The sequence below is a fragment of the Natronomonas sp. genome, from assembly GCF_047616845.1.
Lineage (GTDB): Archaea > Halobacteriota > Halobacteria > Halobacteriales > Haloarculaceae > Natronomonas.
Map to the genome: position 1 here is coordinate 1 of NZ_JBLGBY010000026.1, position 17,322 is coordinate 17,322.

Annotated in this window: 15 protein-coding genes; 3 read left to right on the plus strand and 12 right to left on the minus strand. The window is 63.6% G+C overall.

The window, feature by feature from the left end:
• The 4 genes from ACI8UR_RS06825 to ACI8UR_RS06840 all read right to left on the minus strand — a co-directional run.
• Positions 1 to 316 (minus strand): GTP-binding protein (locus tag ACI8UR_RS06825; protein WP_415087704.1); only part of this gene is annotated, 316 nt, incomplete at its 3' end.
• Between the two features lie 206 nt (positions 317 to 522).
• Positions 523 to 993 carry a group I truncated hemoglobin gene (locus tag ACI8UR_RS06830; protein WP_411716394.1) on the minus strand — a complete coding sequence of 157 codons (471 nt, stop codon included), beginning with the start codon at positions 991 to 993 and terminating at the stop codon, positions 523 to 525.
• A 106-nt stretch (positions 994 to 1,099) separates the two neighbouring features.
• Positions 1,100 to 2,047 (minus strand): homoserine dehydrogenase, encoded by a 948-nt coding sequence (locus tag ACI8UR_RS06835; RefSeq protein ID WP_411716395.1) that lies wholly within the window; start codon positions 2,045 to 2,047, stop codon positions 1,100 to 1,102.
• The gene (locus ACI8UR_RS06840; RefSeq protein WP_411714276.1) at positions 2,044 to 2,568 is read right to left on the minus strand and encodes an amino acid-binding protein; all 525 of its coding nucleotides are present in this window, start codon (positions 2,566 to 2,568) and stop codon (positions 2,044 to 2,046) included. The genes ACI8UR_RS06835 and ACI8UR_RS06840 overlap by 4 nt, the downstream gene beginning before the upstream one ends.
• A gap of 185 nt (positions 2,569 to 2,753) precedes the next feature.
• On the opposite strand from ACI8UR_RS06840, the gene ACI8UR_RS06845 reads away from it, so the two are divergent.
• Entirely contained in the window at positions 2,754 to 3,176 is a 423-nt protein-coding gene (locus ACI8UR_RS06845) for a hypothetical protein (protein WP_411714275.1), read from the plus strand.
• Positions 3,177 to 3,417: 241 nt separating this feature from the next.
• Here the strand turns inward: ACI8UR_RS06845 and ACI8UR_RS06850 are convergent, their stop codons facing one another.
• A complete protein-coding gene (locus ACI8UR_RS06850; RefSeq protein ID WP_411714274.1) occupies positions 3,418 to 5,607 on the minus strand; it encodes an elongation factor EF-2 in 2,190 nt (729 codons plus the stop codon).
• Positions 5,608 to 5,749: 142 nt separating this feature from the next.
• Here ACI8UR_RS06850 and ACI8UR_RS06855 point away from each other — a divergent pair, with 142 nt between their 5' ends.
• On the plus strand, positions 5,750 to 6,502 hold the full coding sequence (locus ACI8UR_RS06855; RefSeq protein WP_411714273.1) for a DUF5781 family protein: 753 nt from the start codon (positions 5,750 to 5,752) through the stop codon (positions 6,500 to 6,502).
• Here the strand turns inward: ACI8UR_RS06855 and ACI8UR_RS06860 are convergent.
• The 3 genes from ACI8UR_RS06860 to ACI8UR_RS06870 form a co-directional block, all read right to left on the minus strand.
• The gene (locus ACI8UR_RS06860; RefSeq protein ID WP_411714272.1) at positions 6,499 to 7,824 is read right to left on the minus strand and encodes a PQQ-dependent sugar dehydrogenase; all 1,326 of its coding nucleotides are present in this window, start codon (positions 7,822 to 7,824) and stop codon (positions 6,499 to 6,501) included. The two genes, ACI8UR_RS06855 and ACI8UR_RS06860, sit on opposite strands and share 4 nt — an antisense overlap.
• Positions 7,825 to 7,950: 126 nt before the next feature.
• A complete protein-coding gene (locus tag ACI8UR_RS06865) occupies positions 7,951 to 8,562 on the minus strand; it encodes a 30S ribosomal protein S7 (RefSeq protein ID WP_411714271.1) in 612 nt (203 codons plus the stop codon).
• Complete coding sequence (locus tag ACI8UR_RS06870) at positions 8,559 to 8,987, minus strand: 30S ribosomal protein S12 (RefSeq protein ID WP_178289723.1); 429 nt, start codon at positions 8,985 to 8,987, stop codon at positions 8,559 to 8,561. Before ACI8UR_RS06870 ends, ACI8UR_RS06865 begins: the two co-directional genes overlap by 4 nt.
• A gap of 152 nt (positions 8,988 to 9,139) precedes the next feature.
• Between ACI8UR_RS06870 and ACI8UR_RS06875 the strand changes: the two genes are divergently transcribed.
• Positions 9,140 to 9,424, plus strand: coding sequence for a hypothetical protein (locus ACI8UR_RS06875; protein WP_415087705.1), 285 nt, complete (start codon positions 9,140 to 9,142; stop codon positions 9,422 to 9,424).
• Here ACI8UR_RS06875 and ACI8UR_RS06880 read toward each other — a convergent pair.
• The 4 genes from ACI8UR_RS06880 to rpoB are packed head-to-tail and all read right to left on the minus strand — an operon-like array spanning position 9,421 to position 17,322.
• The gene (locus ACI8UR_RS06880) at positions 9,421 to 9,846 is read right to left on the minus strand and encodes a NusA-like transcription termination signal-binding factor (RefSeq protein WP_411714269.1); all 426 of its coding nucleotides are present in this window, start codon (positions 9,844 to 9,846) and stop codon (positions 9,421 to 9,423) included. The genes ACI8UR_RS06875 and ACI8UR_RS06880 overlap by 4 nt on opposite strands.
• A 21-nt stretch (positions 9,847 to 9,867) precedes the next feature.
• Complete coding sequence (locus ACI8UR_RS06885) at positions 9,868 to 12,552, minus strand: DNA-directed RNA polymerase subunit A'' (protein ID WP_411714268.1); 2,685 nt, start codon at positions 12,550 to 12,552, stop codon at positions 9,868 to 9,870.
• Positions 12,545 to 15,499 (minus strand): DNA-directed RNA polymerase subunit A', encoded by a 2,955-nt coding sequence (locus ACI8UR_RS06890; protein WP_411714267.1) that lies wholly within the window; start codon positions 15,497 to 15,499, stop codon positions 12,545 to 12,547. Before ACI8UR_RS06890 ends, ACI8UR_RS06885 begins: the two co-directional genes overlap by 8 nt.
• Complete coding sequence (gene rpoB / locus ACI8UR_RS06895) at positions 15,496 to 17,322, minus strand: DNA-directed RNA polymerase subunit B (protein WP_411714266.1); 1,827 nt, start codon at positions 17,320 to 17,322, stop codon at positions 15,496 to 15,498. The genes ACI8UR_RS06890 and rpoB overlap by 4 nt, the downstream gene beginning before the upstream one ends.

Sequence of the window (17,322 nt, forward strand, 5' to 3'; positions counted from 1 at the left end):
TCGCGCCAGTAATCATGTTCTTGACGAAGTCGCGGTGGCCCGGACAGTCGACGATGGTGAAGTAGTACTCGTCGGTGTCGAACTCCTGGTGGGCGATGTCGATGGTGACACCACGCTCTCGCTCCTCAGCGAGGTTGTCCATCACGTAGGCGAACTCGAAGCCGCCTTTGCCCTTCTCTTCTGCTTCTTCGCGGTACTGTTCGATAACGTGCTCGGGGACGCTCCCGGTCTCGAAGAGGAGCCGCCCGACCATCGTACTCTTTCCGTGGTCGACGTGGCCGATGACGGCCAAGTTCTGGTGCGGTTTGTCGCTCATTGTTGTCTCACGCGCAGAGGCGCTATATCGGATTCTTTTGTCGGTGGGCCGTAAAACGATTTCGAAAGGGATTCGCCCGAAACCGGGCGTGTCGGGCGGTTTGCGACCCGATACCACGGGAACCGTGTGATAGCGGCTCTCAGTTACGGGACAGCCGTCGCTACCGAATCTCCAATCGTATCCACCCCTGACAAACCTCAGCGTCGCTACGGCGCTTCCCAGTCCTCGTCGCGGTGTTTGTCTGCGACCACCCGGTCGCGGAACGAGTCGATGATGGCCATGAACTCGCTCATCTCCTCGTGGGGCACGCCGACGTTGTAGAGCGTGTTCTTGATCTCGGTGCGCACGACGTCGAAGCCGCGCTCGGTCACTTCGAGTTCCTCGTGGGCCTCGGACATGCCACGACCCGGATACACCGCCGGCCCGCCGGAGTATTCGATAGACCACGCTGTCACTAGGTATTTGAATCCCTCCTTTCCGTAGTTCTCGTGGAACTCCTGAACGGCGTCGTTCTCGTTGGCCGCGTCGTTCTCGTAGAGCCGGTCGACCAGGACATCGACTGCACCGGAGATTCCGTAGATGCCGCCGAGACGCTCGTAGAGAGTATCTCCCTCGTAATTCGGGATGTTCTCTTCGTCGCCAGTCGGTTCATTGTTGTATGTTACCTCTTCGCTCATACGGCCGGACGTAGTTCTAATCCTAAATAATAGTTCCTCGTGGTTTCAACACCAATACCAGACCGGTTTGACAGATCTCCGAGGGACGAACAGCGAAGAAGGGAGTTTACTCCAGCGGGGATAGCCGCCCCACGTCGGCCAACACTGCACTCGCCGTCTCGGGGCCGCCCGCACCGCGCCCCGAGATGTTCAGTCGTCCGGCGTGGTTCGTCTCCAGTTGGACGATATTCAGCGTCCCCGACACCGCGAGCGTACCCTTTTCGGGTACCAATCGCGGCCCAACGCGAACGTCGCCATCGGCGACTTCACCGATGAGCCGAATCGTCCGGCCGTCCTCGGCGGCCAACTCGAGGGCGCTGCCCGGCAGGTCGGCAATGCCCTCGACTTCGGCATCCTCGAGCGAGTAGGTGTCCTCGTACAGCACGTTCGCGAGGATGACGCATTTCAGCGCGGCGTCAGTGCCCTCCACGTCGAAGGTCGGGTCGGCCTCGGCGACGCCGAGGTCTTGGGCTTCCGCCAGGACGTGTTCATAGCCGAGTCCTTCGGCGGCCATCCGACTCAGAATGAAGTTCGCCGTTCCGTTCAGGACGCCGCGCGCTGCGGTCACCTGACCGTTCAGGTCGTCGATGGTCGAAAGGATGGGAATCGCACCGCCGACCGCGGCCTCGAACAGCACCGCCCCCCTCGAATCGGCCTCAAGCGCCCGGACATCGTCGTATCGTTCCGCGACCGGGCCCTTGTTCGCAAGGACGACGTGGCGGTCGTGTTCGAGCGCGCGCTCGACGTGTGAAAAGCCCGGTTCGGCGTCGCCGAGCGTCGTCGGCGTCGCCTCCACGAGCACGTCGTAGTCGGCCTCGAGTGCCGCCTCGGGGTCGTCATCACCGACGACGCCACGGCTCTCCTTCCGTGAGAGGACGGCCTCCGCATCGAGTCCTTCGTCGTCGACGGCGGCCGTCGAGGAGTCCGCAACCGAAACGATGGTGTGGCCGTACTCGCCCGCGAGATCGACGACCGATTTCCCGACGGCGCCGACGCCCATCACGGCGAGTTTCATGCCGTTCCCTCCGTGAGCGGCTCGATGACGCGAAGGTCTTTCTCGCTCGCTACGTCACGCACCGTCGACAGCGCATCAACGGTCTGGCCTTCGCTTGCGACCAACCGGAGACGGGCGCTGGAGGGCCCCTCGGTGCCGGCCGGCGCCGACAGCGACACGTCGGCTACGGAGACGCCGCCACAGTCTTGGAACCGCCGGAGGGTATCCGAGAGGTCGGTCTCGACGAGGTGGCCGACGAGCACGACCGTCAGCTCCTCGCTGTACCGCTCTGCGCCGGCCTGGATGACGTTGACGCCGGCCTCCCGGAGTGCGTCCACGATGACCTCGAACTGCGCCTGCGTCGCCTCCAGATCGACCTCGACGGGGATGTGCCCCCGCGGTGTGAGGTTGCCCCGCTCGTGGAAGATAGAGAGGAGGTTCCCACCGTTGTTGGCGATGGGCTCGAGCGCGCGCAACAGTTCACCGGGTTCGTCGACGAGCTCCAGCCGCACGGTGTACGACCGCACGTCAGCCTCGCTCATCGACACACCTCCAGACGTTCGCTCATTACCTGCAACTCAGCGTCGCCGGCTATAAGAACGCCGTCATTCGCAAGCGTGGCCGCTACCAACGGCTCCCGCGGCGCCCAGCGCCGCGACACCGGCGGCTTTCGACGTTCGATGTGGAACACCTTTTTAAATAGGGCGCGGACATACGTCCAAAAGAGATGATGGATGGTCGAGCCGTCGAGTCGCTCATCACGGCGCTCGCCACTGGCGTAATCACCCTTGTCGGGGCGTCCGTAGTGTTCCACGATCCGACCGGTGCCGAACTGTTCCAGGCCGCCCTTATCGGTTGGGTGCCGCTTTTCGTACTGTTATCGATGGGCAACGCCGACCCCTCGCGACTCTCCCGGTTCGTGTTCGTCTTCTGTGGCTCGCTCGTCGGGCTGTCGATTCTGCTCGGCTCCCTCGTCGGCTACCCGATGCTCAACGCCTCCCTCCCCCGGCTCGCGATTGTCGAGTTCCCCATCGCTGTCAACCCCGTCATGGCCGTCCTCGTCGGCGGCGCGATGATGCTCTCGTACTTCGCCGTCTTCGAATGGGGCGCGGACGCGAACGGCAACGGGAGTGACGGGCGGGCGGTCTGAAGACGCTGCAGCATTCTCTGGTGAAGAAGGTTTAGAAGTAATCCCGTTGAGCATCCGCGCGAGCGAAGCGAGCGCGGTTCCCGGCGACGAACGAAGTGAGTCGCCGTAGCGAGAGCAGACTAACGCGGCGCCAAAGGCGCCGCGGCTGGAGGCTCTCGCGCATATTTTCCCCAAGTTTTTGCCGCGAACCGGTGTCGAGCGCGAAGCGCTCGACCCGCGTTCGCGTGCAAAAAGTGGGTGTTTAGAAGTATTCGACTCGCTCGGGCAGTTCCGTCTTCATGCCCTTGCGCTCTCGAATCTCGTTGATGGTCTCGGGCTGGAGGTTGTCGGCCATGACGCGGAAGCCGGCGTTCTCCGTGTTCCAGGAGGCACGACCTTCCGTTGCCGAGCGGATGTCCGAGGAGAAGCCGATCATCTCGTCGACGGGGGCGACACCCTCGACGACCATGAGGTCACCCTCCTGGTACATGTCGTCGACACGGCCTCGGCGACCCTGAATCTCGCCGGAGGCGGCGCCCATGTGCTCGTTGGGCACGTCGATGCGGACTTCCTGGATCGGCTCCAGGAGCTTGATCCGCGCGTCGATCAGGGCGTTGTGGACGGCCTGTCGAACGGCGGGGATGACCTGTGCGGGGCCACGGTGGATGGCGTCCTCGTGGAGCCGCGCGTCGTGGAGTCGGATGAGCGACCCCTCGACCGGCTCTGCGGCGAGCGGGCCGTCGTTGAGCGCCTCTTCGAGGCCCTCGATGACGAGCTCCATCGTCTCGTTGAGGTGCTGGATACCCTTCGTGTCGTCGATGAACACGTTCGTCCCGTGGATGTGCTCGACGTTCTGGGCGGTATCCTTGTCCATGCCCTGCTCCATCAGTTCTTCACGGCGTTCGAGCTCGGGCATGTCCATCGAGATATCACCGAGCTTGATGGTGTCGGTGATGTCCTGCTGGAGCGGCTCGACGGTGATGTAGAACCGGTTGTGGTTGTTGGGCGAGCGACCCTCGACTTCGCGGGACTCCTGCTGGGGGGCCTCGCGGAAGACGACGATGGGCTCACCGGTGTTGACCGGGATGCCCTGATTGCGCTCGATACGCTGGGTGATGACCTCGAGGTGGAGTTCACCCTGCCCGGAGATGAGGTGTTCGCCGGTGTCCTCGTTGATCTCGATTTGGATGGTCGGGTCTTCCTTGGCGACCTGCTGGAGCGTCTGGATGAGCTTCGGCAGGTCGTCCATGTTCTTCGCCTCGACGGATTTCGTGATGACCGGCTCGGAGATGTGTTCGATGGTCTCGAACGGCGTCATCTCCACCGAGGAGACGGTCGAGCCCGCGATGGCGTCCTTGAGGCCGGTGACGGCGGCGATGTTGCCGGCCGGCACGTGGTCGACCTCCTCGCGTTCGCCACCCATGTAGATGCCGACGCTCTGGACGCGGTTCTTCCCGGCAGTGCCAGAGATGTACAGCTCCTGGCCCTTCTCGATAGTGCCCGAGAAGACACGGCCGGCAGCAATCTCACCGGCGTGGGGGTCGATACCGATGTCGGTGACCATCATGACGAGTTCACCGTCCTCGTCGACCAGCCGCATCGTCCCGGCGAGCTCCGACTCCTCGTCGCCACGCCAAATGCGGGGAATACGCAGCGGCTGGGCGTCGACGGGGTTCGGGAAGTGCTCACAGACCATGTCGAGGACGACGTCCGAGAGCGGCGTTCGCTCGTGGAGCTCCTGGCGCTTGTCGGCGCGCTCGAGGTCGATGATTTCGCCGAAGTCCATGCCGGTGCGCTGCATCGACGGCATCGAGACGCCCCATTTGTAGAGAGCCGATCCGAAGCCGACGGTGCCTTTCTCGACGGAGACCGTCCAGTCCTCGTCGATGTCCTCCATCTCCTCGGTCATCCCGCGGATGAGCTCGTTGACATCCTGGATGACGCCCACGAGTCGCTGCTGCATCTCTTCGGGGCCCTCCTGAAGCTCGGAAATGAGGCGGTCGACCTTGTTGATGAAAAGCGTCGGCTTGACGCCCTCGCGGAGCGCCTGCCGGAGCACGGTCTCGGTCTGGGGCATCGCGCCCTCGACGGCATCGACCACGACGAGCGCACCGTCGACGGCACGCATCGCTCGGGTGACATCGCCACCGAAATCGACGTGGCCCGGCGTGTCGATGAGGTTGATGAGGTGGTTCGTGTCCTCGTATTCGTGGGTCATCGAAACGTTCGCCGCGTCGATGGTGATGCCGCGTTCCTGTTCGTCCTCCTCGGTGTCCATCGCGAGTTGCTCACCGGCGGTCTCGTCGGCGATCATGCCCGCGCCAGCGAGGAGGTTGTCGGTCAGCGTGGTCTTCCCGTGGTCAACGTGAGCGGCGATAGCGATGTTCCGGATGTTCACCGGGTTGTCCATCAGCCGTTCACACTCCTGTACGATCTTCTTGCGTCGGCCCATTATACAGTCAGGTTTCACCAGCAGCGTGAAAAGGGTAGTGCTTCGCTGCGAACGGGCGTGAGGGAGTAGCAATCGACCGAAACGGGACAGACAGGGGGCAGGGGACAAGAGTCAAGCGGCCGAAGCCCGTGTAATAACCGACATGGACGTTCGCGTGACGGGGCGTGGGCCGGCAGAGCCGTTTCTCAGCGCCCGTGACCTCCTGGCGACCGAGTACGACCTTGAGCTGCCCGTGGTCGTAAAGATACGGGACAACCCGGACGAGCGCACCGTGGCAGGCCACTACGACGACCGCCACGAACTGCTCGTCTCACACCGCGCCGCCACCTCGGCGATGGCCCGCGAGCTCGCCTTACACGAGTTCGCCCACATGGCGCGCTACGAGGAGGAACACCCCTCACACCTGCAATCGACCGAGGAGGCGCTGTTCTTGGCACTCGCCGGCCGAAGCGTCGAACGACGGAAGCTGACGCACTGCTATCAGATCGCCAACCACATGAAGGATATCTACGCCGACGATATCACGCTCGACATCGGGCCGACGGAGAAGCTCGTCGCCTTCCTCGAATCCTCGCTCGCAAGCGCACTGGCCGATTCCCCGCCCTCGGCACCGGGCGATTGGGAACGGTGGACGCCGTCTGCCGACCCCGAGATTACGGCCGTCAACGCCGCCTTCGCGCTGGCACTCTTGGAGCGTCACGATGCCATCGACGACGACCACCGACTCTACGACCTCGCGCACGCGGCCGCACAGGACGCGCCGGGCATCTCGCTGTCGCAGTTCAAGACGCACTTCCGGTCGCTCGGCGACGACCCCGACGAGTCCGAGTACCGGAAGGCGCTCGTCGACGTAACGCGGGCGTACGCCATCAATGACGAGCAGGCGTCTGATTAGGCTTCGGCGATACGGACGAGTCGGTCGTCGCCCTCTTTCGGGAACGCCTCGCTCGCCCGGCCGTCACGGTTCGACGTGATGGCGTACACCTCGCCGTCCGGGCCCTGTTCGACGTGGCGAATCCGGCCGAGTTCGTTCTCGAAGAGCGTGTGAGCGACCGCCTCGTATCCCGGATACAGCCAGTCGGCGTCGAACCGCGTGCCGCCGACGTCGGGCGCAGACTCCTCGTACACCGAGACGACGTTGAGCCGCTGGGAGATGAGGCCAGCGCTGAGGAACCGATTCGTTAGCGACGGCACCTCGCTGCCGGTGTAGAAGACGCCCCCGCTCGGACCCCAGGTGTCTTGTCCCGTATTGACGAGCGGTGGTGTCGCCTCGTGGTCGGTGTAGGAGCCCCACTCGTCGTCCTGGGGGCCGCCGCGAACCGCCTTCCAACCGTGGTTTTCGCCCGCATCGAGGAGCTGCACCTCGTCACGGCCGTTCGGCCCATGCTCGGACGCAATGGGCGTACCGTCCGGCAGCCACGAGATGGCCTGTGGATTCCGATGGCCGTACGTGAACACGCGTAAGTCGGACAGGCCGGGATTCGAGTCCGGTGCCGTCCCGTCCGGTTTCAAGCGCAGAATCTTGCCACCGAGGCTGGCCGTGTCCTGTGGCACGCCGTCGGCGTTCGCGTCGCCGGTCGTCACCCACAGGTAGTTTCGCGGGCCGAACGCGAGGCGGGCACCGTTGTGGATGATACGATTGCCAGGGATGTCGTCGATGATGATCTCCTCTTCGTGGCCGTTATCGAGGTCGTAGTAGACAAGCCGATTGCGGTAGTCATCTTCGCCCGCCTGATAGGTGTAGAAGGCGTAAAGTACCGGCACGTCCGGATAGTTCGGGTGGACGGTGGCGCCGAGCAGGCCGCCCTCGCTGCCGCCCTCCCACCAGCCGCCCTCCTCGTTGGGGGCGATGGAACTCGCGTGGTCGATGACGTCTTCGGGCGTGGTGACCGCTTCGAGTTCGCCCGATTCATACCGGCTGAGGCGGCCGACCCGCTCGGAGATGAACAGCGTCCCGTCGTCGGCAAAGGTCAAATCCCACGGCACTTCGAGGTTCTCGATGACCGTCTCCACCTCGTAGCTGGCTTCCAGCAGAGATGTCTCGGGCGGCGCCCACTCGGGGTCGTACTCGTCCCACGACTCGATATCGTGGTCGAGCGTGAGGTCATACGAGGAATCTATCGGAGTATCAGAGCCGGTGATACAGCCTGCGAACGTCAACGAACCGGCTGCGCCGATGGCCGTGAGAAACTGCCGTCGAGTACGCGGGGAGGGCATACCACAACAGTGCGACTCCGGCCGCTAAAAATTGCTGTTTTCAGCCATCTCCGCGGGTAATCTTTCGCGGGGGATGCGTCGCTCTCTTGTCGGCCTGAAAACGAAGGAGAAAGCGGTGACGAACGGTTAGCGAGCGGCGGCCGCGACGCGCTCTTGCTCTTCTTTCTGGTTGACGGGGTACGCCTGCAGGTCGTAGTTGGCCGCGCCGATAAGCTGGTTGGCCAGCGCCTCCTCAGCGGGCGTCGTCGTCTTGAACGACGCGCTGTAGGTACCCTGTGCGATGAATTTCAGTGCCTGGTCGACGCGGCGCTGCGGGCCGACGTCGACGGCTTTCGGCACCGAAATGCCACCGTACTTCAGGCGGACGGTCTCCTCACGGGGACCGGCGTTCTCGACGGCCGTCACGAGCGCCTGCACCGGGTTCTCCTCGGTGCGCTCGTGGACGATGTCGAAGGCTTCACGGACGATACGCGTTGCCTGCTGTTTCTTGCCCGTGTTCTCATCGGTCTGCATCAGGCGGTTGATGAGCCGCTCGACGATGCTGATCTCCGATTTCTTGAACTGCTTCTCGGAGTGTCGCCCCATCGTGTGGGCGATGGGTGTAACCGTGATGTAGCGGCGGGTCGAGGGGTCGGCGTACTCGATGTCGTCGACGCCCCACTCGCCGAACAGTTGCGCGGAGACGCGCTCGTCGTCGGTGGAGGCCGGGGCGTCCGGCTCCGGTGCGTCCGAGCTCATCGGACTGGTTTCTCCGCGTTCCCGCGAACGAGTTCGATGAGAGAGACGCCGTTCACCTTCTCGACCTTGTAGTTGACACCCGAAAGGTCACCCATCGCACGACCCTTCGCCCCACCGATACCGGCGATGGTGACTTCGTCGTGCTCGTCGATGAACGAGATCGCACCGTCACCGGGACAGAACGCGGTGACCTGCTTGCCGTTCTTGATGAGCTGCACCCGGACGCATTTCCGGATGGCCGAGTTGGGCTGCTTTGCTTCGATACCGACCTTCTCGAGGACGATGCCCCGACCCTGCGGGGCGCCCTCGAGGGGGTCGGACTTCTTGCCAAGTCCGCGGGCACGGCGCGCGTAATCCGAGTCGGACCACCGATGCTTCTGGCGGTCCTTCTTGAGTTTGCGCGCGGCGTATTTGCCGTTCGCCATAGTACCACTTGCTTCCCTTCGGAGATACTTAAGCATCCCTTTTCGTACCCGTCGGGTGTGTGACTCTCGAACAGCCGGCCGCGAACCATGGGTTTAACCCGCTGTGCCACCACTTACCACACAGACCGATGGAGCCCGAACGCAGGCGGGAGATGTACGCGATTCCCGGCGGAGAGGGGGCTGCGGACTGCGACCACGAGACCGTCCGACAGCTCGCAAACGACGGCGGCGCCAACCGCTATTTCACCTGCGAGGCCTGCGGAAGCGTGCTGATTCGGGAGGGCGCACTCGAAAGCGATACGCCGTCCGACCTCGGCACCGTCGACCCCGAGATAGACGACCTACTCATCGACATCGAGGCCCACCACGAACGCGTCGGCGGACACAAAACGGTTTTCGACCGCCTCGCGATGGCCTGGTGGCGACTGGTCAGTTAGGTCAACTCGATTTCGTCGACGTCGAAATGCCGCTTTGCAAGCCGGCGCGCGAGGTCGATGTTCCGACCGTCTTTCCCGATAGCCACGCCGCGGTCGTCGTGGTCGACCTCCGCGTAGGCGACGGTCGTGTCGTCTTCGCTTATCGTGACGTTGTACACCGCCGCGGGCGCCAAGGCGTTCGCGACGAAATCCTCGGGGGTGTCGGCGCCTTCGACGACTTCGACGTCCTGGCCGAGTTTCTCCTCGATGCGTTTGACGTGTTTGCCGCCCGGGCCGATAGCCTGCCCCATCGTCCCCGGCGAGACGACGAAGACGACGCGGTCGTACTCGTCGTCGACGATACAGTCTGTCGCCGCCACGTCCGTTTCCTCGTCGAATAAGGCGATATACTGCCGTGCCTCGTCGGATAGCGTGACGGCCATGGTGTGAAAAGGTCGTGTGCGTTAGTCGTCCGCGGACGCTTCGCCTGCCTGTTTCGCGCCCATCCGGAGGTCGACATCGCCGGTACCCAGTCGGATGGGCTTGCCGACGATGACGTTCTCCGTGACGCCGTCGAGGTCGTCGACCTCACCGTGGATGGCAGCGTCGAGCAGGTGGTTCACGGTGACCTCGAAGGCCGCTCGGGCGAGCACCGAGTCCTTGTTGCCGGAAATACCGTGCCGGCCGATGGACTCGATTTCGCCGTTGTTCGTCATGATGTCCGCGACGAGCATCAGGTGCCGGATGTTCACGTCGTCGAGCCCCTGCTCTTCGAGCGTGTTCATCGTCTCCTCGATAATGGCCTCGCGGGCCGCCTCAATACCGAGATTGCGGTGAATCTCGTGGATGTTGTTACACGTCGTCCGCGAGGCGTCGACGCCCTCGATGTCGAGGACGTCCTTCAGCGACGACCCCTCCGTGTAAAGGATGAACTGCTCGCCGTCGTCCATCTCCTCTTTGCGGATGACGACACGGCTGACTTCCTCGATGCCCTTGAAGACGATCTCTCGCAGCTCCTCGACGAGCTGGAGCAGTTCGCGGTAGGAGGGCTGTTCGGGGCCGAACTCGATGACGGCCGGCTCGGGCTGCACCGTGTCGACGCCGAGTTTCGATTCGATGGTGTCGGCGATTTCGCCGGCCACGTCGTCGAGGTTCGGCACTGTCGGCCACCGCTCTTCCAGCGTCGCCTCGTTGAGGTCGATCTGGACGAGCATGTCCGCAACGTTCGTCGAGACGTCACCCAACGCGAGGATGCGCGTCGCCTCGATCTTCCAGACGACCTCGTGGGCCTTCTCGCGGTTCTCGGCGTATTCATCCTCCAGATGCACCGTCATCATCGGCGTGTCCGGAGTTTTCCGAGCGTCGACGAGCTCGATGAGTCGCGGCAGCCCCTGCGTGACGTCGATCTCCGCGACGCCCGCGTAGTGGAAGGTGTTCATCGTGTTGTGCGTCACAACCCCTTCCGCCGTCGTGAACGTCTCCAGGCCCGCAACCGAGAAGTCGTAGACGTACTCGTGGTCGCTCGTGGTCGTCTCAACCGATTCGATGCGGTTCCAGACAATATCACTAGCGACCGCATTTCGAAGCGCGTCGAGTTCGGGAATCGACTGGTTCAGTTCCGTCTCTGCCTCGGAAACGAGTCGGGCGAGTCGATTGCGTCCGATACGCTGGCGGTCAGTCGCGCTGTTGACCTGCCGTTTCGGGATTCCGGCGGCATCGGCGAGCACCTCGAGCGCATCGCCGAAGTTCGGAATCTGATCGGTCGCGTCGGGGCCGTTCGGATCGGCTTCGGTGGCAAGGGAGTCGAGTTCACGCCCCCGCTCGCCGACCATTCCGATCCGGTCGGCGAAGCGCGGAACGTGCTTTTTCGGAACCCGGAGGGTTCTGGAACCATCCTGTTCACCCAGTGTGGAGTACACGTCGAACCGTGCGAGTAGCAACGAAACACCAGCGATTAGCCGGTCGCTAGTCGAACTCGCACGAACGGCATCCGTTCCGACGTTGCCATCGCCGCTGAAGTAACCACGGAGCAGGGCGGCGGCGAATCGTTCCGTCGCACCGAAGGCGAAGCCGGGAACGACTTTCTCGTCGCCGTCGATGCAGGCGGCCCGCAGGAAGTCCGCGAGGATCGTCCCGTTCACGCGGATGTCGTATCCGGTCGCGAAGCCGCTGTCGTTTTGGTACTCGTTCACTGAGAGGTCGAACCGGTCGGCGAACGCGCGAACCCGATCCTGAAAGTCGGGGTCGACGTTCGAAACGGAGACGTAGTTGTCGGTTGACGACCCTTCGGCGAGCCACGCACCGATGAAAAAGCCCGTCACGTCGTCAAGCGGGAGCCGCTCCGGCAGTCCGACGGTTCCTCCGACTGGATACACCGCCTGCTCTTCAATGTCCCCCGTCTCCAGCGCCACTCGCTTGTTATGAAGCTGGTCTGCGCCGCCAGGGACCGACTCGACGCCCCCGTCGGCCAGCGTAGAGGTGTACCAGTAATCGCTCACCGGTAGGTACGAACGGAGGTCGACCGAATCGGTTTCCGCCTCCGCATCGAGGGAGGCAACGACGGGAAGCCAGTCACCCGGCTCCAGATCCTCGCCCGCAACGGGGACGACCTCGTTGTCGCGGCGAGTCACGAACGAGTGGGCCTTCGTCGCCCGAATCGACCGCCCGGATTCCAGTTCGAACCGGAGCAGTTCGTCGGGCGTCTCGTGTCGGCTGACTTCTTCGACAGGCTTCCACTCGACGGTTTCATCGTCTGAGAGGCTCGGGGCTTCGAGGCCCTCAGGTGCGAGCGCGACCTCGTGGCCGTCGGACGCCCGTGTTTCCCGACCGTCCATCAGCGAGTCGACGAGCGAACCGATTTGGGTTATCTCCGTCTCGTCGTCACGGCGAATCATGACTCGCTCACTGTAGGGTACGCTCATCTGCGTTCCCGGTTCCCCGATACTCTGCGCCGAGACCGTCCCGACGGGTTCGAGTGGATCGACCCGCGATTCCAGATATTCCGATTCGACGGCCTGGGTGATGTCCTCGACGTGCTCGATGGCGACCTCGTCGCGGTCGCGAATCGTGTCGTACACCTCGTCTTTCAGCCGCCGCGGCAGGTCGGTACTCTCGACGGTGTCCTCGATCTCGTTGGTGATCTCAGTCATCGGATTCCACCTCCGTGCCCGAGGCCGCACGCCACGACTCGCCGTGCTCCGAGAGGTTCGTCGTCGGCTCTTCGATGCCGATGAACTCCATCTTCTCCTCGTCGGATTCGAACTCCTCTTCGATGATGCGGTCGGTGATGGATTCGACGTCGATGTCGGACTCGTCGCTTGAGGAGACACGCACCGGCGAGGTGCCGTCCTCGCCGAACTCGAACTGGACGACCGTGTCGGAAGTGTCCCGAACGGTGCCGTCGTACTGCGCTTCGAGTTCCGAGAGGGCGTTGATGAGACGCCGCTGCAGGTAGCCGGACTTCGACGTCCGGACTGCGGTGTCGACCAGGCCCTCGCGGCCGCCCATCGCGTGGAAGAAGAACTCCTTCGGCGTCAGGCCGTTGCGGTAGGAGTTCTCCACAAAGCCGTGGGCGTCAGCCGAGAGATCGTTCCGCTGGAAGTGGCTCAGCGTTCGGTCTTCGTAGCCGCGGTTGATGCGCTCGCCACGAACTGCCTGCTGGCCGACACAGCCGGCCATCTGCGTGAGGTTCAGCATCGACCCACGCGCACCGGACTGGGCCATGACGACGGCCGGGTTGTCGCTGCTGAAGTGGTCGTCCGCGATGTTACCGGCAGAGTCACGAGCCTTCCCGAGCGTCTGCATGATCTTCATCTCCAGCGTCTCATCGACCGTCCGGCCGGGCAGCGATTCGAGCTCGCCGGCACGGTACGTCTCGATGAGCGTCTGGACGCGCTCGTAGGCGTCGTCGATCGCATCCGCGATGTCCTCTTCGGCCTCTCGCTCGATGGACTCGTCGTCGATACCGATTGAGAACCCGAAGTGCATGATGGCACGCATCGCGAGCGTCGCCACCTCGTTGACGAACACGCGCGCTCGCGTGTTGCCGTACACCTTACAGATGGTGTCGACGACCTCGCCACCGAAGGCGCCGACCGCGTCCTCGTCGATGGTGCCGGAGATGAGTTGGCCATCCTCGATGAGCACCGTGTCGCCAGCGGAGGAGGTGAACTCGAGGTTCAGCCCGTTCGGCAGCAGCTCCGAGAAGATGGTGCGGCCAGTCCAGTATTCGAGGCCGTCCTCGTCGGTTCCGTCCGGCGCCGGCAGTTCGTCGATGCTCGTCGCACGGAGCAGGTCGAGCGCCTGCGTCTCGTTGAACTGCGGGTTCTCGTTCGTCAGCAGGTAGGTGCCGGAGATGTGGTCTTGGATAGCGCCGATGATGTTCTCGCCGAAGCGCGGGCTGAGAATCTGCTCTTGGACGCGCATCAGGACGCGAGCCTCCGCACGGGCCTCCTCGTTCTGGAGGGCGTGCATGTTCATCTCGTCGCCGTCGAAGTCAGCGTTGTACGGCGGACACACCGTCGTGTTCAGCCGGAACGTCTTGTACGGCATCACGACCACTTCGTGGGCCATGATGGACATCCGGTGCAGCGACGGCTGGCGGTTGAAGATGACGATGTCGCCGTCGATGAGGTGTCGGGCGACCTCCCAGCCGGGTTCGACCTTCTCTGCGAGCTCTTCGCAGTTCTTCTCGGTCACCTTCAGGCGCCGGCCGTCGGGTCGTTTGACGTAGTTCGCGCCGGGGTGTTCCTCGGGGCCGTTCGACACGTAGCGGCGCGCGTCGTCGAGGTTCCGGTCGTTGACGTTCATCGTCTGCGTCATCTCGCTTGCCACGCGGTCGGGGACGCCGACCTCGTTGAGGCTGAGCGTCGGGTCGGGCGAGATGACCGTCCGCGCGGAGAAGTTGACACGCTTGCCGGACAGCGAGCCACGGAAACGTCCCTCCTTGCCCTTCAGCCGCTGGCTGAGGGTCTTCAGCGGGCGGCCGGAGCGGTGTCGCGCCGGCGGCGTGCCCGAGATCTCGTTGTCCATGAACGTCGTGACGTGGTACTGCAACAGCTCCCAGAGGTCTTCGATAATCAGCTGCGGGGCACCGGCCTCGCGGTTCTCCATGAACCGCTGATTGATGCGGATGATGTCGACCAGCTTGTGTGTGAGGTCGTCCTCGGAGCGCTGGCCGTTGTCGAGCGTAATCGACGGCCGCGCGGTCACCGGCGGCACCGGCAGGACGGTCAGAATCATCCACTCTGGCCGGGACTTCTCCGGCGAGATACCGAGCGTTTCGATGTCGTCGTCCGGGATATCCTCGAACCAATCGCGGATGTCCGAGGCCATCAGCTTGTTCATGTCCTCTTCGGTGAGGTCGATGTCGAGGGCCTTCTCCAGGGCTTCGCGGCCGTCACGCTTCGGTCGGAACTCCCCGGAGAGGATGTCGTTGATGCGGTCGAGCGCGATGCCAGTCTCCTCGGAGAGCTCCTGCGGGGAGACGGGCTCGCGGTCTTCGTCGTCCTCGTCGCCCTCGGCGTCGGGGTCTCGACCCTCCATCGCGGCGGCGATGCGTTCGGGATACTCCGAGGACAGCACCTGCTGTACCTCGTAGTACGTCGTCGGCTTCTCGTGGTTGATGTCGTACTGCTTCTCGCCGCAGTGGGGACACCGGTCTTTCTTCCGGGCCAGCCGGATGGCCGCCTTCGTCACGTCGTTGAGGTCTTCGCCGAGCTGGCGCGTCCGGTCGAGCCGGTCGTGGAACTCCGCCTGTTCGTCCTCCGTGAGACAGAGCCGCGAACACTCACGGCAGGTACCGCGGAGCAAGCGGCGAATCAGCTTTGCGAAGCCGACGTGGATAACGGGCGCAGCGAGCTCGATGTGCCCGAAGTGGCCGTTACACGACCCCGAGTGCTTCCCGCAGGTCTTGCATTCGAGGCCGGGGTCGATGACGCCCAGTCGGGGATCCATCAGCCCCATGTCGATGGGGAAGCCGTCGTCGTCGTAGGTGTCGGCCGTGATGACCTTCGTGGCCGACATGTCTCGATACTCCTCCGGGTTCATCAGGCCGAAACTCAACGACCCGATTTCTTTTGGGGCTTGTCCGTTCATACTGCGTCCTCCAGTTCGATTCGGGGGGCGATTCCAAGCGCCTTCATCTCGTCGAGCAGGAGCTTGAACGCGTAACTCATCTCGACTTCGTGGACGTCGGTCTCCTCGTCACAGTTCGGACAGTACACACGGCGCTGGTCGACGTTCTCGACCGCACTCATGCCACACTGTCCACAGACGTGAATCCACTCGCGGTCGGACTCGTCGAGGAGCCGCTCTTTCAGCGTCATGGCTGCACCATGGCCGATGAAAACGTCACGCTCCATCTCACCGATACGCAGCCCACCTTCGCGGGCGCGACCCTCGGTGGGCTGACGGGTGAGCACCTGCACCGGCCCGCGCGAACGGGCGTGCAGCTTGTTCGAGACCATGTGGTAGAGCTTCTGGTAGAAAATCACGCCGACGAAGATCTCGGCCTCGATTTTCTCGCCAGTGATGCCCGAATACATGACCTCCTTGCCGTTGGATTTGAAGCCGCGGTCGACGAGCGACTCGCGGAGTTCGTCCTCGTCTTCACCCTGGAACGGCGTGCCGTCGACACGGCGCCCCTCGAGCGAGCCGACCTTGCCGCCGAGCATCTCCAGAATGTGACCGACAGTCATCCGTGACGGCAGCGCGTGCGGGTTCAGGATGAGGTCGGGTACGACGCCATCCTGCGTAAAGGGCATGTCCTCCTGGGGAGCGAGGTGGCCGACGACGCCCTTCTGGCCGTGTCGGGAGGCAAACTTGTCGCCGAGTTCGGGGACGCGCTCGTCCCGGACTTTCACCTTCGAGAGCTTCGAGCCGTCCTCGCCCTCCATCAGCGTGACCGTGTCGACGACACCGGACTCGCCGGAGCGCATCGTCACGGACGTTTCACGCCGTTTCTGCGGGGAGAGACCGCCCATCTCGTCGGGCTCCTCGAGGAACCGCGGCGGCGACGTCTTCCCGAGGAGCACGTCGTTTTCGCCGACATCCGTCTCGGGATTGACGAGGCCGTCCTCGTCGAGGTGGGTGTACGCCTCCTCACCGCGGGCGCCGCGCACCTCGTCGTCCGGAATCTCGAAGCGGTCTTCCTGGCCACCGGGGTAGCGGCGTTCCTCGCCCTCGTAGGTACGGAAGAAATGCGAGCGGGCGAGCGCACGCTCGACGGAGGCTTTGTTCATGACGAGGGCGTCCTCGATGTTGAAGCCCTCATACGACATGACCGCGACGACGAAGTTCTGTGCGGCCGGGCGGTCGTCGTAGCCGATCTGTTCGGTCGTCTGCGTCTTGACGATGGACAGCTGCGGATAATGCAGGAGGTGCTGTCGGGTGTCCGGCCGGATGCGGTAGTTGGCCGACGGCAGCCCGAGCGACTGCTTGATCATTCCCGACCCCATCGTAATGCGCGGTGAGGCGTTGTGCTCGGGGTACGGAATCATGCCCGCACCGATACCGAACATCAGCTGCGGGTCGACTTCGAGGTGGGTGTGGTCGTCCGTCAGTTCGTCCTCGTCGACGGCGACGTAGATGTCCTCTTCCTCTTCTGCGTCGATGAACTCGACGTAGCCGCGGTCGACGAGGTCTTCGAACTCGAGTTCGTCGTTCTCGACGGCCGCCAGTTCCTCGTCGGAGAGCAGCGGTTCACCGTCCTCGACGACGATGAGCGGGCGGCGTGCCCGGCCGGCGTCGGCGTTGACGATGACTTCGTTGGTGCGCTTACGAACCGAGACGTTGACCATCTCGTCGATCTCGCCGCGGCGGCGTGATTCTCGGATATCGTTTGCGAGTTTATGCGGATCCGGATGGGTGCCGATGAGGCTCCCGTTTACGTAGACTTTTGCGTCTCGTCCCTGGCTCAT

Excerpts from the sequence above, each read along its gene's own strand:
- ACI8UR_RS06850 (WP_411714274.1), bottom strand. The coding sequence starts at position 5,607 with ATGGGCCGACGCAAGAAGATCGTACAGGAGTGTGAACGGCTGATGGAC.
- ACI8UR_RS06865 (WP_411714271.1), bottom strand. The coding sequence starts at position 8,562 with ATGAGCTCGGACGCACCGGAGCCGGACGCCCCGGCCTCCACCGACGAC.
- ACI8UR_RS06860 (WP_411714272.1), bottom strand. The coding sequence starts at position 7,824 with ATGCCCTCCCCGCGTACTCGACGGCAGTTTCTCACGGCCATCGGCGCA.
- ACI8UR_RS06885 (WP_411714268.1), bottom strand. The coding sequence starts at position 12,552 with ATGACTGAGATCACCAACGAGATCGAGGACACCGTCGAGAGTACCGAC.
- ACI8UR_RS06875 (WP_415087705.1), top strand. The coding sequence starts at position 9,140 with ATGTACGCGATTCCCGGCGGAGAGGGGGCTGCGGACTGCGACCACGAG.
- ACI8UR_RS06890 (WP_411714267.1), bottom strand. The coding sequence starts at position 15,499 with ATGAACGGACAAGCCCCAAAAGAAATCGGGTCGTTGAGTTTCGGCCTG.
- ACI8UR_RS06880 (WP_411714269.1), bottom strand. The coding sequence starts at position 9,846 with ATGGCCGTCACGCTATCCGACGAGGCACGGCAGTATATCGCCTTATTC.
- ACI8UR_RS06835 (WP_411716395.1), bottom strand. The coding sequence starts at position 2,047 with ATGAAACTCGCCGTGATGGGCGTCGGCGCCGTCGGGAAATCGGTCGTC.
- ACI8UR_RS06845 (WP_411714275.1), top strand. The coding sequence starts at position 2,754 with ATGATGGATGGTCGAGCCGTCGAGTCGCTCATCACGGCGCTCGCCACT.
- ACI8UR_RS06855 (WP_411714273.1), top strand. The coding sequence starts at position 5,750 with ATGGACGTTCGCGTGACGGGGCGTGGGCCGGCAGAGCCGTTTCTCAGC.
- ACI8UR_RS06840 (WP_411714276.1), bottom strand. The coding sequence starts at position 2,568 with ATGAGCGAGGCTGACGTGCGGTCGTACACCGTGCGGCTGGAGCTCGTC.
- ACI8UR_RS06830 (WP_411716394.1), bottom strand. The coding sequence starts at position 993 with ATGAGCGAAGAGGTAACATACAACAATGAACCGACTGGCGACGAAGAG.
- rpoB (WP_411714266.1), bottom strand. The coding sequence starts at position 17,322 with ATGAGCCAGGGACGAGACGCAAAAGTCTACGTAAACGGGAGCCTCATC.
- ACI8UR_RS06870 (WP_178289723.1), bottom strand. The coding sequence starts at position 8,987 with ATGGCGAACGGCAAATACGCCGCGCGCAAACTCAAGAAGGACCGCCAG.